Annotated in this window: 16 protein-coding genes and 1 pseudogene; 8 read left to right on the plus strand and 9 right to left on the minus strand. The window is 69.0% G+C overall.

All coding sequences use genetic code 11. The features are described 5' to 3' along the window. Window positions 1–168: 168 nt before the first annotated feature. The 7 genes and pseudogenes from ACIQTT_RS09280 to ACIQTT_RS09310 all read right to left on the minus strand — a co-directional run. A pseudogene (locus ACIQTT_RS09280) lies at window positions 169–1,317 on the minus strand (MFS transporter); the annotation flags it as partial. A gap of 203 nt (window positions 1,318–1,520) precedes the next feature. Continuing rightward, window positions 1,521–1,694 carry a CsbD family protein gene (locus tag ACIQTT_RS09285; RefSeq protein ID WP_400442138.1) on the minus strand — a complete coding sequence of 58 codons (174 nt, stop codon included), beginning with the start codon at window positions 1,692–1,694 and terminating at the stop codon, window positions 1,521–1,523. A 115-nt stretch (window positions 1,695–1,809) separates the two neighbouring features. After that, window positions 1,810–2,424: a hypothetical protein gene (locus tag ACIQTT_RS09290; protein ID WP_402788794.1), complete on the minus strand. Its 615-nt coding sequence runs from the start codon at window positions 2,422–2,424 to the stop codon at window positions 1,810–1,812. Beyond that, the gene (locus ACIQTT_RS09295; RefSeq protein ID WP_402788796.1) at window positions 2,421–3,002 is read right to left on the minus strand and encodes a DNA/RNA endonuclease G; all 582 of its coding nucleotides are present in this window, start codon (window positions 3,000–3,002) and stop codon (window positions 2,421–2,423) included. Before ACIQTT_RS09295 ends, ACIQTT_RS09290 begins: the two co-directional genes overlap by 4 nt. Beyond that, window positions 2,999–3,394 (minus strand): hypothetical protein, encoded by a 396-nt coding sequence (locus ACIQTT_RS09300; protein ID WP_402788798.1) that lies wholly within the window; start codon window positions 3,392–3,394, stop codon window positions 2,999–3,001. Before ACIQTT_RS09300 ends, ACIQTT_RS09295 begins: the two co-directional genes overlap by 4 nt. Beyond that, on the minus strand, window positions 3,394–3,582 hold the full coding sequence (locus ACIQTT_RS09305) for a DUF2273 domain-containing protein (protein ID WP_336641222.1): 189 nt from the start codon (window positions 3,580–3,582) through the stop codon (window positions 3,394–3,396). The genes ACIQTT_RS09300 and ACIQTT_RS09305 overlap by 1 nt, the downstream gene beginning before the upstream one ends. Beyond that, the gene (locus ACIQTT_RS09310) at window positions 3,579–4,109 is read right to left on the minus strand and encodes an Asp23/Gls24 family envelope stress response protein (RefSeq protein ID WP_402788800.1); all 531 of its coding nucleotides are present in this window, start codon (window positions 4,107–4,109) and stop codon (window positions 3,579–3,581) included. The genes ACIQTT_RS09305 and ACIQTT_RS09310 overlap by 4 nt, the downstream gene beginning before the upstream one ends. A gap of 139 nt (window positions 4,110–4,248) precedes the next feature. On the opposite strand from ACIQTT_RS09310, the gene ACIQTT_RS09315 reads away from it, so the two are divergent. Genes ACIQTT_RS09315 through ACIQTT_RS09325 form a run of 3 tightly spaced genes read left to right on the plus strand, consistent with a single transcriptional unit; the run spans window position 4,249 to window position 5,725 of the window. Further along, window positions 4,249–4,821: an RNA polymerase sigma factor gene (locus ACIQTT_RS09315; protein ID WP_402788802.1), complete on the plus strand. Its 573-nt coding sequence runs from the start codon at window positions 4,249–4,251 to the stop codon at window positions 4,819–4,821. After that, window positions 4,818–5,405 carry an Asp23/Gls24 family envelope stress response protein gene (locus tag ACIQTT_RS09320; RefSeq protein WP_402788804.1) on the plus strand — a complete coding sequence of 196 codons (588 nt, stop codon included), beginning with the start codon at window positions 4,818–4,820 and terminating at the stop codon, window positions 5,403–5,405. The genes ACIQTT_RS09315 and ACIQTT_RS09320 overlap by 4 nt, the downstream gene beginning before the upstream one ends. Next, entirely contained in the window at window positions 5,402–5,725 is a 324-nt protein-coding gene (locus ACIQTT_RS09325) for a hypothetical protein (protein WP_402788806.1), read from the plus strand. Before ACIQTT_RS09320 ends, ACIQTT_RS09325 begins: the two co-directional genes overlap by 4 nt. Window positions 5,726–5,828: 103 nt before the next feature. On the opposite strand, the gene ACIQTT_RS09330 is transcribed toward ACIQTT_RS09325, so the two are convergent. Both ACIQTT_RS09330 and ACIQTT_RS09335 read right to left on the minus strand, forming a co-directional pair. After that, window positions 5,829–6,158: an L-rhamnose mutarotase gene (locus ACIQTT_RS09330; protein WP_402788808.1), complete on the minus strand. Its 330-nt coding sequence runs from the start codon at window positions 6,156–6,158 to the stop codon at window positions 5,829–5,831. 17 nt (window positions 6,159–6,175) lie between these two features. Beyond that, window positions 6,176–7,183: a LacI family DNA-binding transcriptional regulator gene (locus ACIQTT_RS09335; RefSeq protein ID WP_402788810.1), complete on the minus strand. Its 1,008-nt coding sequence runs from the start codon at window positions 7,181–7,183 to the stop codon at window positions 6,176–6,178. A gap of 173 nt (window positions 7,184–7,356) precedes the next feature. Between ACIQTT_RS09335 and ACIQTT_RS09340 the strand changes: the two genes are divergently transcribed. The 5 genes from ACIQTT_RS09340 to ACIQTT_RS09360 all read left to right on the plus strand — a co-directional run bounded on the left by ACIQTT_RS09340 (window position 7,357) and on the right by ACIQTT_RS09360 (window position 13,156). Next, window positions 7,357–8,883 carry a sugar ABC transporter ATP-binding protein gene (locus tag ACIQTT_RS09340; protein WP_402788812.1) on the plus strand — a complete coding sequence of 509 codons (1,527 nt, stop codon included), beginning with the start codon at window positions 7,357–7,359 and terminating at the stop codon, window positions 8,881–8,883. Next, a complete protein-coding gene (locus ACIQTT_RS09345; RefSeq protein WP_402788814.1) occupies window positions 8,880–9,908 on the plus strand; it encodes an ABC transporter permease in 1,029 nt (342 codons plus the stop codon). The genes ACIQTT_RS09340 and ACIQTT_RS09345 overlap by 4 nt, the downstream gene beginning before the upstream one ends. Continuing rightward, window positions 9,905–10,963: an ABC transporter permease gene (locus ACIQTT_RS09350; protein WP_402788816.1), complete on the plus strand. Its 1,059-nt coding sequence runs from the start codon at window positions 9,905–9,907 to the stop codon at window positions 10,961–10,963. The genes ACIQTT_RS09345 and ACIQTT_RS09350 overlap by 4 nt, the downstream gene beginning before the upstream one ends. 55 nt (window positions 10,964–11,018) lie before the next feature. Beyond that, a complete protein-coding gene (rhaS, locus tag ACIQTT_RS09355; RefSeq protein WP_402788818.1) occupies window positions 11,019–12,056 on the plus strand; it encodes a rhamnose ABC transporter substrate-binding protein in 1,038 nt (345 codons plus the stop codon). Window positions 12,057–12,403: 347 nt separating this feature from the next. After that, window positions 12,404–13,156 (plus strand): SDR family NAD(P)-dependent oxidoreductase, encoded by a 753-nt coding sequence (locus ACIQTT_RS09360; RefSeq protein WP_402788820.1) that lies wholly within the window; start codon window positions 12,404–12,406, stop codon window positions 13,154–13,156. Window positions 13,157–13,323: the final 167 nt, after the last annotated feature.

Consider the following 13,323-nt stretch of genomic DNA (forward strand, 5'->3'; position numbering starts at 1 on the left):
CGAACGGATGCCGGCGGCTTTTCGTGGCGGAGCCCTTCGACAAGCTCAGGGACCCAGGGGCAAGGGTGGCGGGGCCCTTCGACAAGCTCAGTGCCCCAGCAGGGCCCCGCACGAGAACTGGGTCGCTGAGCCTGTCGAATCGTCCCGCCCCGCGCACACCCGGAGGGGTCACGACTCCGAAGGGCGACCCTCATCCTCCGACCTGCCCGACCGCGCCGCCGCGCCCCCGAGCGACACCGTCGAGAGGAGGCCGAGGGCGAGGAACCCCGCGGCGGTCCACGCGGCGTAGCGCGTGCCGTCGGAGAAGGCCTCGCGCGCGGCATCCGCGGCATCCGCCGTCTCGGGGTTCGCCGCCAGGCCGCTGATCGCCGCCCCCGCGCTGTCGACCACCGACGAGACCACCTGATCGCGCTGTGCCGCCGGCACTCCTTGCTCATCGAGCGACGACGACAGGATGCCGGCCGTGCTGGTGAACAGCACGGTCCCGAGGATCGCCACACCGAGTGCCGCACCGAGCTGCCGAGAGGTCGACTGCGTGCCCGAAGCCGCGCCACTGTCGGCCACCGGAACATCGGCCAGCACGACGCCCGTGAGCTGGGCGGTCGCGAGCCCCACGCCCACGCCGTAGACGAACAGCAGCGGGATGAGCGGAACCCACGAGGCATCCGGACCGATCGCGAGGCCGACGCCGGCGACACCGACGATCTCGGCGAGGAGTCCGATGCGAACGATCCACACCGGCGCGATCCGACCGCTCGTCGCCCCGGCGATGCCGCTCGCGAGGAACGAGCCGCCGGCGAGCGAGAGCAGCAACAGACCCGTCTGCAGCGCGTCGAAGCCCAGCACGAACTGGAGCCACAGCGGCAGGGCGAGGATGATCCCGAACTCGCCGAGCGAGACGACCGCGGCGGCGATGTTGCCGTTGCGGAACGACGTGATCGAGAAGAGCCGCAGCGCGAGGAGGGTCGAGCGACCGGCGCGCTCGCGGTGCACGCCCCAGGCGATGAAGGCGATGAGCCCGACCACCGCCAGCGCGAACGCGAACGGGATGGGCGAGATGTCGAAGGGCCAGGTCCAGTCGCCGATCGCGGGCCGCTGCTCGACGCCCCACCAGCCGTAGGTGCGCCCCTCGATCAGACCGAAGACGAGGCTGCCCATCGTGACGACCGAGAGCAGGGCCCCCACCCCATCGATGCGCTCGGTGCGATCGCTGCGCGACTCGGCGACCGTGAGCGCGACGCCGATGATGATCAGCACGCCGAGCGGGATGTTGATCCCGAAGGCCCACCGCCACGAGAACGCGGTCGTCAGATCCCCGAACGGGAGGGCCGATCCACGCGGAGGGCCCTTCGACGGGCTCAGGGACCCAGCGCCGCAAACTGGGTCGCTGTGCCGAAAACTGGGTCGCTGAGCCTGTCGAAGCGCCCCCGCACACGAAAACAGGGGCGGGGCCGTCGAATGGCCCCGCCCCCTCCTACTGTCCCCAGCAGGTCTTACCCAGCGCTCGGCTGGGAGGTATCTCAGTTCTTGAACGCGTCCTTGACGTTCTCGCCGGCCTTCTTCGCGTCGGCCTTGACCTGGTCGGCCTTGCCCTCGGCCTCGAGCTTCTCGTTGCCGGTGACCTTGCCCGTGGCCTCCTTCGCCTTACCGGCGATGTCTTCTGCGGCGTTCTTGATCTTGTCGTCGAGTCCCATGATGTTTCCCTTCGTGATGGTGGTTCTGGCGGCGGAGTCCTGCCCCCGCCGTCCTCCCGTCGGCCGATGCGCGACCGACGGCGAGTCTGTGATCCCGGTCAGCGGGCGGATGCCGTCACGACAACCGCCTCTGATCGTGGGCGAGACGTGCGCGCAGGCTGGTATGGATCGACACGTAGGCGGCGGTGTCGCGGCCGGTGAGCGTGGCGAGGTTGGTCAGCAGCCGATCGAGGTGATCGACCAGCTCGCGCGGATCCGTGTTCTGCCGCGGCGTGACCGACACGTGCAGCACCGGCTCGTGGCGCACGTCGTTGGCGGTCACGCTCGCCGAGAGGATCTCGTCGCGGCCCGCGAGCGACTTCTTGACGGCATCCGACACGAACGACTCCGTGACGGTGACGCGTCCGAGCGGGTTCTGCGCGCCGGAGGAGCGCAGTGCGGTCTTCGACCGACGGCCCGAGACGCTCGTGAGGGCGAGAATCAGCAACGCGATCACGACGACGATCGCGACGACGGCCCCGACACCGATCCACGAGGCGGCTCCGCCGGCGATCGCGGTCGCGGCGCCCGCCTGATCGAGCCATGTCTCGGCGTTCTTGCCGGCCTCCGTCCAGACGTCGGCCGCGGTGGGCCAGCTCAGGAGGGCGATGCCGACGGCACCGAGGGCCAGGAAGATCAGGCCGATGAGGAGGAGCAGGGTGCGGTTCAGCGCACGGTTGGTGGCGTTCACAGGTCGGCGTCCTTCTCGATCGCGCGCTCTATGCGAACGCGGGTGCGGATGCTGCGGGTCAGCCGATACGTCTGCAGCTCGGCCTCGGCGAGGGCGAGAACCTCGCTCTGCTCGAGGGGCACTCCGGCGCCGGGGCGCACGGTCACGTCGATGCTGCGGTGGCCGACACCGACGGTGATGGCATCGCGCGCGAGCCCGGTCTCCTCGGAGAGGTGCTGGGCGAGGGCGCTCGCGATCACGCCGTTGTCGACGACGACCGCGCGGTCGCCCGCATCGAGGGTGTGCTTCGACAGTCGCCCCGGGGTGATCGCCAGGATGACGAACACCAAGCCGATGAGCGCGAGCACGACGCTGCCGGCGATGACGAGACCGGCGGGCTGCGTGGGCAGACCGACCAGCCACCCCGCGGCCGCCGCCGGGCCGACGAGGAGCGCGGGCTGAGCGGCGAGGCTCAACACGATCTCGAGGGCGACGTAGGCGAGGGCGAGGATGAGGAGGACGACCGCGACGAACATCGCGACGGTGCGCGGCGAGTGGGTCTCGCGTCGGACGACGCGGCGCAGTGCGGGGGTGCTCATCGCACTCGTCTCCTTTCGGGAATGATGGCGCCGGTGATGGTGAGGGCGACGCGGGTGACCTCCTGGCCGAAGAGGCCGGTCAGCTCTTGCTGCAGGTGCTCCTGCAACTCGCGGGCCCGGTCGAGCACCGGGGTGGTCTGGGCGATCGCGGCGGTGTCGTCGAGATCGGGTACGGGAAGCGGTGACGAGATGCGCAGGGCGAACCCCGCACCTCGCGCGACGACGTCGGCCTTCACGTCACTGCGGGAGACGCCGATCACCGATGCGGATGCCTGTTCCGCGACCGTGCGATAGACGCGTTCCTTCACCTCGACGCGGCCCGGGACGGACTCCCCGCCGGTGGCCTGCCCCGTGGGGTGGCCACCGGCGATGACGTTCTGGTCGACGCGCATCAGGAGGTTCGCCGCCCCGTGATGACGTCGGCGAGACCGCGGACGTCGAGCTTGCCGGAGGCGATGCGTCCGACGATCGCTCCGACCCCTGCGAACACGGCCATGAGGAGGAATCCCCAGAAGCCGAAGAGCAGGGCGGCGAGGGCGAGAAGTGCGCCGATCAGGGCGCCGGTGGTGGTGGGGCTCATGAGACGCGCGACTCCTCGTTCTCGTGGTCGTTGTCGTCACCGGGCACGTGCACGTCGTTCACCTCGACGTTGACCTCGACGACCTCGAGGCCGACGAGACGGGTGATCGCTCCGGCGACGGCGGCGCGGACGTTGTTCGCGACGGTCTGGATGGGTGCGGGGTACTCGACGACGATGGTCAGATCGGCCGCAGCCTGGGTCTCTCCGACCTCGACCTTCACGCCCTGTGCGAGGTCGGTGGCGTTGATCACGTCGCGGATCGCGCCGAACGCGCGTGCTCCACCGCCACCCAGTGCGTAGACACCGGGAACCTCACGAGCGGCGATACCGGCGACCTTGGCCACCACGCCCTCGGCGATCGTGGTCGTACCGGCGGCATCGACGTCCGTCGGGATGCGCGAGGTCGAGAACCCGGCGGAACGGTCCACGCGGGGAGCGACGACGGCCGGCGTCGGGGTGCCGGTGGTGTCGGGCAGCTCCTTCTCAGCGGGGCTGGTCGACGTGTTCTTCTGATCCTGCGTTGCCATGACGTGTCCTATCTCTTTCGACGGCCGATCACAACCCCTGGGGGATCCGGATCGGGAGCGATAACGTCGCTCACAAGTAAGAGGCGCGGATCACGCGATCCGTCACAAAAAAGTTTCAGAAAGTTCTGGTGGAGGTCTGATGGCCCGCACGACAGGCCCGCGCAGCGGCGATCTGACGGTCATCTCGGATCGCGTCCTGGTGCATCGCTCCGTCGACGGCGACTCCTCAGCCTTCCGTGAGATCGTGCGGCGGTACGCGGGTTCCATGCGGGCGTACGTGTCTCGCATCGTCGGCTCTCTGAGCGAAGCCGACGACGTCGTGCAGAACGCCCTCGTCACGGCGTGGCGCCAGCTCGACTCGCTGCGGGATCCGGATGCCGTGAAGTCCTGGCTCATGCGCATCGCCAGCCGGGAGGCCTTCGCCTTCATTCGCAGACGCCCCACGGATGCCACGCTCACCGGCTACGATGCCCCTCATACCGAGAGCACCCAACCCGAGCAGATCGCGATCCGCAACGCCCAGCTCGCAGCCCTGTCGAAGGCCCTCGATACGCTTCCCGAAGATCAACGACGGTGCTGGCTGCTGCGGCAGGTCGCAGAGCTCAGTTACACCGAGATTGCGGAGGAAATGGACACCTCACCCAGCACGGTCAGAGGACTCCTCTCCCGTGCCCGTTCGAGTATCGCGATCCAGATGGGGGGCTGGCGATGACCGCACACGATCGTGACGACGCCCTCGACTGCGGCACGACCATCGAGGAGCTCTCGGACTACCTCGACCGCGATCGCACGCCGGCCGATCCGCACATCGAGAGCTGCCCCGACTGCCTGAACGCCCTCGAGGCGCTCGAGCGCGTCGGTCGCCTCTCGCGCGAGCTCATCGATGCGGATGCCGCCGAGCTCCCCGCCCCGCCGGAGTCGTGGTTCGAGCGCATCTTCACCTCGATCCAGGAAGAGTTGCACGCCGGGCGCAGCCTGCCGATCAGCCATCCCGACCCTCGCGTGCAGATCACCGTCACCGAGGGCGCCGTGCGCGCACTACTCCGTGACAGCGGAGACGCGATCGACGGCGTCTTCATCAGCCGCACCGAGATCGTCGGCGACGCCGAGACCCTCGGCGCGCCCGTCGAGATCAACCTGACGGCATCCGTGCGCTTCGGCACGTCGATCCAGCAGCTCACCGACGAGCTCCGCGAAGTCGCCTACGCGGCCCTCGCGAAGCACACCGATCTGAACGTCACCGCGGTGAACATCTCCGTCGAAGACATTCACACCGACATCAAGGACGTGTCATGAGCCTCATCTCTCCCGACGAGCCCGCTGACCTCGCCCGCCATGTGCGCACGATCCCGGGTGTCACGAACGTCTTCACGGCGCGCCCGCTGCTCGCCCGCCTGCCGGAAGTCGTCGCGGCGGCATCCGCGAAGGATTCCGACGGCCCGGTGGCCGACATCCTCGTCTCGACCGAACCCGACGGGACCTCGGTCGTCTCGACCCGCATCGCCACCTCGGTCGACGACAGCAGCGTCGCCACCGCGCGCCGCGTCGCCGACACGCTTCTCGCGCACACCCCCGACAGCGCGCGGATCCAGCTGCAGATCGCCCGCATCCGCTGACGCGGCCTCGCGGGGGCCCCTTCGACAGGCTCAGGGATCCAGTGGCTTGGTGTCGCTGAGCCCAACTGGGTCGCTGAGCCTGTCGAAGCGCCCCGCCACGCGCCTACCCGAGCTGGTCCTCCAGATGGAAGACCTCGGCGAGCGGGGTCGCCGCCTGGTCGGGGCGCCCCTCGAGTCCGACGAAGAACGGCGCCATCTGCGCCTCCCACCGCGCTGCGACCGGCGATGCCGCGAGATACGCCTGCGCGGCCTCGTCGTCATCGGTTTCGTAGTACCCGATGAGCACCCCGCCCTCGGCGAGGAACAGCGAGTAGTTGCGACGCCCGGCGGCGGCGATCTCGGCGAGCATGTCGTGCGGCACCGGCGTGTGGCGCGCGACGTACTCGTCGAGCATCTCGGGCTTCACCTGCAGGCGGAAGGCGACGCGTGTCATGACGGGTCCTTTCGGGGTCAGCCGGTGGTCGATCGACGCACGACGAGTTCGGGCGGGAAGACGGTCTGCCTCGGGATGCTGTCGGCGTCGGATGCCTCTTCGAGCAGGATCCGCAGCGCGGTGCGCCCGATCATCCGGCTCGGCTGCCGCACGGACGACAGGGGAACGGCCGCCGCCGCGGCGAACGGGATGTCGTCGAACCCGATGAGGGCGATCTCGTCGGGTACGAGCAGGCGCCCGTCGAGCACGAGCGACTGCAGCAGCCCGAGCGCCAGCAGATCGTTCGCCGCGAAGAGCGCGTCGGGCCACTCGCGACGCGGGCGGGCGAGCAGGCGCGCACCGGCGGCGACACCCTCTTCGACGGTCATCGCGGCGGTCGGGATGACTTCGAGGCTCACCCGGGTGGCCGCGTTCTCGGCGGCGCTGCGCGCGCCGGCGAGACGGTCGGTGACCTGGCGCATGTCGAAGGGTCCGCCGACGAACGCGATGCGCCGTCGTCCCGCGTCGATGAGGTGATCGACGGCGAGGCGTCCCCCGGCGACGCTGTCGACCGAGACGCTCGAGAACGCGCCGTCGGCGCTGAAGCGGTCGACGAGCACGGTCGCGATCCCGCTCGACCGGAATTTCCGCAACTGTGTCATGACGTCGCCGTAGGGGGCGATGAGCAGCCCGCGCACCTGCTGCTCGCGGAACAGGTCGAGATAGACCTTCTCGCGGGAGGGGTCCTCGTCGGTGTTGCCGTAGAGCACCGCGATCCCGTGGCTGGAGGCTTCGTCCTCCGCGCCCCGCACGACATCGGCGTAGAAGGGGTTCTGACCGTCGAGCACGACGAATCCGACCGTCGCGCTGACGCCGGCGCGCAGTTTGCGGGCTGCCTCGTTGCGCACGTAGCCGAGCTCGTCGATCGCGCGGCTGACCCGCTCGACCGAGTCGGCGGAGACCTCGTCGGGTCGGTTGAGGACGTTCGAGACGGTTCCGACCGACACGCCGGCGCGCTGGGCGACGTCACGGATGCTGACGGGCACGACTCCTCCTCTCCATCGACGGGGTCACGATTCGGTCACCTGTCCGATGAGGACTTGACCGATGAGTGCTGTGGGTTACATTATCTTGAAACAGCATGAATCGATTCATGTAAAGTTCAGAACGTCGAATCCACCGCCGGAATCTGCGAAACCTCGAAGGAGAGGGCACCCCCGTGGCCGCTGAAGTCCCCCCTGGTACTCCGGGCATCGCTCTGGAGCTGCACCGCGTCGTGAAGTCCTTCGGACCCGTGATCGCCCTGCGCTCCGGAAGCCTCGAGCTGCGCTCGGGATCGGTGCACGCACTGATCGGAGAGAACGGCGCCGGCAAGTCGACGATGGTCAAGATCATGGCCGGGCTCTACCGCCGCGACTCCGGCGACTTCCGCTTCCACGGCGAAGACGTCGACTTCACCAGCACCGCCCAGTCGAAGGCCGCCGGCATCGCGGTGATCTACCAGGAGCCGACGCTCTTCCCCGACCTGTCGGTGACGGAGAACATCTTCATGGGCCGCCAGCCCACCGGCCGACTGGGGCGCATCGACCGCAAGGCCATGCGCACCGAGGTCGAGCAGATCTTCCGCCGCCTCGGCGTCACGCTCGACCCCGACCGCGTCACCGAGGGGCTGTCGATCGCCGACCAGCAGATCATCGAGATCGCGAAGGCCATCTCGCTCGACGCCAGCGTGCTCATCATGGACGAGCCGACCGCGGCCCTCAGCGGCGTCGAGGTCGACCGCCTGTTCGCCGTGGCGCGCAGCCTCCGCGACGAGGGCCGGGCGATCCTCTTCATCTCGCACCGCTTCGACGAGGTCTTCGACCTCTGCGACACCGTCACCGTGATGCGCGACGGCGCGTACATCGCCACCACCGCCATCGCCGACACCACGGTCGACGAACTGGTGCGGCAGATGGTCGGCCGCGACGTGACCGACCTCTTCCCCAAGCAGGATGCCGTGATCGGCGAGCCGCTGCTCGAGGTGAGCGGGCTGACGAGTCCCGGCGTCTTCCACGACATCGACTTCGAGGTGCGGTCGGGCGAGATCGTCGCGCTGGCCGGGCTCGTGGGCGCGGGTCGCAGCGAGGTCGCCCGCGCGGTGTTCGGCGTCGACGGCTATCGCGAGGGCGAGGTGCGGATGCTCGGCGCCGCCGTTCCGCGCAACAACCCCACCGCGGCGATGCGCAGCGGTCTGGCTCTCGTCCCGGAGGACCGCCGCCGACAGGGACTCGTGATCGAGTCGGGCGTGGGCGGCAACATCACGCTCTCGATCCGTCGACAGCTCTCCCGTTTCGGTCTGCTCACCACCGGCATGGAGAACCGCGCCGCCAAGGAGTGGGCCTCCCGCCTCGAGGTGAAGACCCACGCCCTCGACACCGTGGCTTCGACCCTCTCGGGCGGCAACCAGCAGAAGGTCGTGCTGGCGAAGTGGCTGGCCACCCACCCGAAGGTGCTGATCATCGACGAGCCCACGCGCGGCATCGACGTCGGCACCAAGTCCGAGGTGCACCGGTTGCTGTCGCAGCTCGCCGGCGAGGGGATGGGCATCCTGATGATCTCGTCGGAGCTCCCCGAGGTGCTCGGCATGGCCGACCGCGTGCTCGTCATGCGCGAGGGCCGCATCACCGCCGAGATCAACCGCGCCGACGCCACCAGCGAGAACGTCATGCGCGCCGCCACCCACGCATCGGAGATCCACTCGTGACTACGACAACGACCACGACCGCGGCCGTACGGATCGGCAAGACGCTCGGAGGCGTCGGGCGGGCCCGCGAGTTCGGCATCCTCGTCGCCCTCGCCCTCGTCGTCGTCGCGGCGACGGCGAAGAACCCCAACTTCCTCTTCAGCGCCGACGGTTGGCGCGACCTGCTGTTGACGCCGTCGATCCTCGTGCTCGTGGCCGTCGGCCAGGCGATCGTCATCATCACCCGCAACGTCGACCTCTCGGTCGGATCGGTGATGGGCCTCACCGCCTATCTCACCGGACGGCTCTTCATCGACATCCCCGGCATCCCGATCGTCCTGGTCGTGGTCGCCGCCGTCGTGCTCGGCGCGCTGCTCGGCCTGATCAACGGCGCCCTGGTCGCCTTCGCGCAGGTGCCCGCAATGGTGATCACCCTCGGCACGCTCTACGCCTACCGCGGCATCAACGTGCTCTGGACCGGCAGCAACCGCGTCAACGCCTCGGACATGCCGAAGGACTTCCTCGCGCTCGGCACCCAGCAGATCCTCTTCGTGCCGGTGCTGTCGATCGTGGCCCTGATCGTGCTCGCCGCGGCCGCCTGGTACATGCGCAACACCCGCTCCGGACGCGAGTACTACGCGATCGGGTCCGACCCGGCCGCCGCTCAGCTCTACGGGCTGAAGGTCACTCGCCGCCTGCTCACCGCGTTCGTGCTCTCCGGCGCACTCGCGGGCCTCGCCGGCGTCTTCTACGCCGCGCGGTACGGATCCGTCAGCTCGCAGGCCGGTTCCGGATGGGAGCTGGATGCCGTCGGCGCGGCCGTCATCGGAGGCATCGCCATCACCGGCGGCGTCGGAACCGTGTGGGGAGCGGCCATCGGCGCGATCCTCCTCATGACCATCAACCGGGCGCTGCCGATCCTCGGCATCCCGGACTTCTGGCAGCGCGCCGTCGTCGGCGCCCTGATCATCGGGGCCATCGTGCTCGACCGCGTCCTCGCGGTGCGGCAGAAACGGCGGCTCATCGAGGCGAGGGACGACTCATGACCACCATTAGCCCCGCCCCCGCCACGACGGGGAGCATCCGCGTCATCCGCGCGCACGACCGCTCGCTCTGGCAGCGGCTGTTCATCAACCGCGAAGCGGCCATCGTCGCACTGCTCGTGCTCGTGGTCGTCGTGTCGATGACCTCGGTGCGCGGGTTCGCGCAGCCCATCACCCTGAACTACCTCCTGCTCGACGTGACGCCGATCCTGCTGATCGCGCTGCCGATGGCGCTCGTGATGATCACCGGCGAGATCGATCTGTCGGTCGGCAGCATGGTCGGCCTCGCCTCGGTCGTGACCGGCGTCCTCACCGAAGCCGGAGCGCCCTTCGAGGTCGCCGCCCTCGCGGCCCTCCTCGTCGGCGTCGTCGGCGGGGCGTTCAACGGCTTCCTCGTGACCGTCGTCGGGTTGCCGTCGCTCGCCGTGACCATCGGCACGCTCGCCCTGTTCCGCGGGCTCGCGGTGGGTCTGCTCGGAACGACCGCCGTGACCGACTTCCCCGAGGCATGGACCGCACTCGCGAAGGCGAAGATCGCGGGCACCACGATCCCGTACATCATCATCCCGTTCCTCGTGCTGCTCGTCGCCTTCGCGATCCTGCTGCACTTCACGCCCTTCGGCCGCGGCGTCTACGCCATCGGACTCTCGAAGGACGCCGCCCGGTTCTCGGGCGTGCACGTCGAGCGCACGAAGTTCATCCTCTTCGTGCTCGCCGGAGCGGTCGCCGCGTTCGCCGGCATCTTCTACACCCTGCGCTTCGGCAGCGCCCGCGGCGACAACGCCACCGGGCTCGAGCTGCAGGTGATCGCGGCGGTCGTGCTCGGCGGCGTCTCGGTGTTCGGCGGGCGCGGTCAGCTGCACGGCGTCGTCGCCGCGGTTCTGCTCATCGGCGTCATCTCCAGCGCACTGCGCCTGGCGGGCGTCACCTCCGACGTCATCAACATCATCACCGGCGGCCTACTGATCTTCTCGGTCGTCGCCGCGAGCGTGCTCGCCTGGGCCCAGCGCATCCGCGCCAAAGCAGGGCCCCTCCCCCGCGTCGCCTCCGCACCCTGAGGCCGCCTCTCGCCGACGGCATCCGCCTGCGGCGATCACCACGAAAGGAAGAACAATGAAGTTTGGAACCAAGAAGGCCGGCGCGTTCGCGGCTCTCGCCGTGGCCGCCGCCCTCGTTCTCACGGGCTGCGTCGACACCGGCGCGGGCTCGGGTGGAGGCGGCTCGGAGGGTGGGTCCGACAACCTCGCGATCACCTTCCTGCCGAAGAACCTCGGCAACCCGTACTTCGACACGTCGAGCAAGGGCGGTAAGGCCGCGGTCGAGGAGATCGGTGGAACGTTCGCCGAGGTCGGCCCCGCCGAAGCCACGCCCGACGCGCAGGTGAGCTACATCAACACCGCCACGCAGCAGGGCGTCGGAGCGCTCGTCGTCTCGGCGAACGACCCGAAGGCCATCTGCGACGCGCTGAACGAAGCCCGCGACGCCGGCGTGAAGGTCGTGACCTTCGACTCCGACACCAACCCCGAGTGCCGCGACCTGTTCATCAACCAGGCCGACGCCGAGGGCATCGCCAAGGTGCAGATCGACCTCATCGCCGAGCAGATCGGCAACGCCGGCGAGATCGCCGTGCTGTCGGCATCCGCCAACGCCACCAACCAGAACGCCTGGATCGACCTGATGAAGGAGTACGTCGCCAGCGAGTACCCCGACATCACGCTCGTCGAGACGGTCTACGGCGACGACGACGACCAGACCTCGTTCGACAAGACCGCGGCGCTGCTGCAGACGCACCCCGAGCTCAAGGGCATCGTCTCGCCCACGACCGTCGGCATCGCGGCCGCCGCACGCTACCTCTCGACCTCGGACTACAAGGGCAAGGTCGCGCTGACCGGCCTCGGCACGCCGAACCAGATGCGCGAGTACGTCGAGGACGGCACCGTCACCGCCTTCGCCCTGTGGAACCCGGAGGACCTGGGCTACCTCGCGGCCTTCGCCGCCGCCGCTCTGATCGAGGGCGACATCACCGGCGCCGAGGGCGACACCTTCGACGCCGGCGACCTGGGCGAGTACACGGTCGGAGCCGACGGAACGGTGCTCCTCGGAGACCCGTTCGTGTTCGACGCCGACAACATCGGTGAGTTCGACTTCTGATCCACCGGCTTCTCGAGAGGGCTCCCGCGCTTCGCGGGGGCCCTCTCCGCGTTCGGGCCCTTCGTGCGGGGACCCTTCGACAAGCTCAGGGACCCAGTCGTGAATGAACCCGAGAACCGGGCCGCTGAGCCGAGAACCGGGCCGCTGAGCCGAGAACCGGGTCGCTGAGCCGAGAACCGGGTCGCTGAGCCTGTCGAAGCGCCCCACCCCGCACCGGATGCCGAACACCACCCGAAAACTCCATTCACGCGAATCCACCCGCCCCGAACGGGCGTAGGCTGAAGAGAAGGACGGACCGTCCGAGAAGATCTCCCGGAAGCAGTGCCCGCCCGGGAAGAAGCCCACCCATGGCTCAGTACGACGTTTCGGACCGCTCGGCGATCGTCACCGGAGCAGGCAGCGGAATCGGCAAGGCCACCGCGCTCCTCCTCGCGAAGAACGGCGCCGCGGTCGTCGTCAACGACCTGAACGCCGAGCACGCGAACGCGGTCGTCGAAGAGATCCGTGCCGTGGGCGGCGTCGCCGAGGCATCCGTCGGCAACGCGACCGACCCGGCCTGGATCGCCTCCTCGGTCGAGCTCGCGAACTCGCTCGCCCCGCTGCGCATCGGCGTGAACAACGCCGGTATCGGCGGAGCATCCGCCCCCACCGCCGAGTACACCGATGAGGCCTGGGACAAGGTCATCTCGATCAACCTCAACGCCGTCTTCCGCAACATGAAGGCGCAGCTGCCCGCGATCCTCGCCAACGGCGGCGGCTCGGTCGTCAACGTCGCCTCGATCCTCGGCAGCGTCGGCTTCGCGAACTCCCCCGCCTACGTCGCCGCGAAGCACGCCGTCGTCGGCATGACGAAGTCGGCCGCACTCGAGTACTCGGCGCAGGGCGTGCGCGTGAACTCGGTCGGCCCCGGCTTCATCGACACCCCGCTGCTCGCGACCATGGGCGAAGAGGCGAAGGCGTACCTCGTGAGCAAGCACCCGATCGGCCGCCTCGGCCAGGCCGACGAGGTCGCGAACCTCATCGCCTTCCTCGCGAGCGACGCGGCCAGCTTCGTCACCGGCAGCTACCACCTCGTCGACGGCGGTTACACCGCGCAGTAAGCGGATGCCGCGGGGTCGCCCGTCGGACAGAAGTACAGATGTCGGATGCTTTCGCCGAAAGCATCCGACATCTGTCTTTTCGGCCCCCGAACTGACGCGGGCGAGCCCACCGACATCTTCTGTTCATCTTTTGTTGGACATCGCGTCCATAAACCTCCATAGTGTTC

Origin of the sequence: Microbacterium sp. NPDC090225, from assembly GCF_044772365.1 — a bacterium.
In the GTDB taxonomy this organism is placed as follows: Bacteria; Actinomycetota; Actinomycetes; order Actinomycetales; family Microbacteriaceae; genus Microbacterium.

Bases quoted from the DNA above. Each gene is read 5' to 3' on its own strand.
- ACIQTT_RS09350 (WP_402788816.1), top strand. From the start codon at position 9,905: ATGACCACCATTAGCCCCGCCCCCGCCACGACGGGGAGCATCCGCGTC.
- rhaS (WP_402788818.1), top strand. From the start codon at position 11,019: ATGAAGTTTGGAACCAAGAAGGCCGGCGCGTTCGCGGCTCTCGCCGTG.
- ACIQTT_RS09295 (WP_402788796.1), bottom strand. From the start codon at position 3,002: ATGAGCACCCCCGCACTGCGCCGCGTCGTCCGACGCGAGACCCACTCG.
- ACIQTT_RS09320 (WP_402788804.1), top strand. From the start codon at position 4,818: ATGACCGCACACGATCGTGACGACGCCCTCGACTGCGGCACGACCATC.
- ACIQTT_RS09310 (WP_402788800.1), bottom strand. From the start codon at position 4,109: ATGGCAACGCAGGATCAGAAGAACACGTCGACCAGCCCCGCTGAGAAG.
- ACIQTT_RS09330 (WP_402788808.1), bottom strand. From the start codon at position 6,158: ATGACACGCGTCGCCTTCCGCCTGCAGGTGAAGCCCGAGATGCTCGAC.
- ACIQTT_RS09325 (WP_402788806.1), top strand. From the start codon at position 5,402: ATGAGCCTCATCTCTCCCGACGAGCCCGCTGACCTCGCCCGCCATGTG.
- ACIQTT_RS09360 (WP_402788820.1), top strand. From the start codon at position 12,404: ATGGCTCAGTACGACGTTTCGGACCGCTCGGCGATCGTCACCGGAGCA.
- ACIQTT_RS09315 (WP_402788802.1), top strand. From the start codon at position 4,249: ATGGCCCGCACGACAGGCCCGCGCAGCGGCGATCTGACGGTCATCTCG.
- ACIQTT_RS09305 (WP_336641222.1), bottom strand. From the start codon at position 3,582: ATGAGCCCCACCACCACCGGCGCCCTGATCGGCGCACTTCTCGCCCTC.
- ACIQTT_RS09285 (WP_400442138.1), bottom strand. From the start codon at position 1,694: ATGGGACTCGACGACAAGATCAAGAACGCCGCAGAAGACATCGCCGGT.
- ACIQTT_RS09300 (WP_402788798.1), bottom strand. From the start codon at position 3,394: ATGCGCGTCGACCAGAACGTCATCGCCGGTGGCCACCCCACGGGGCAG.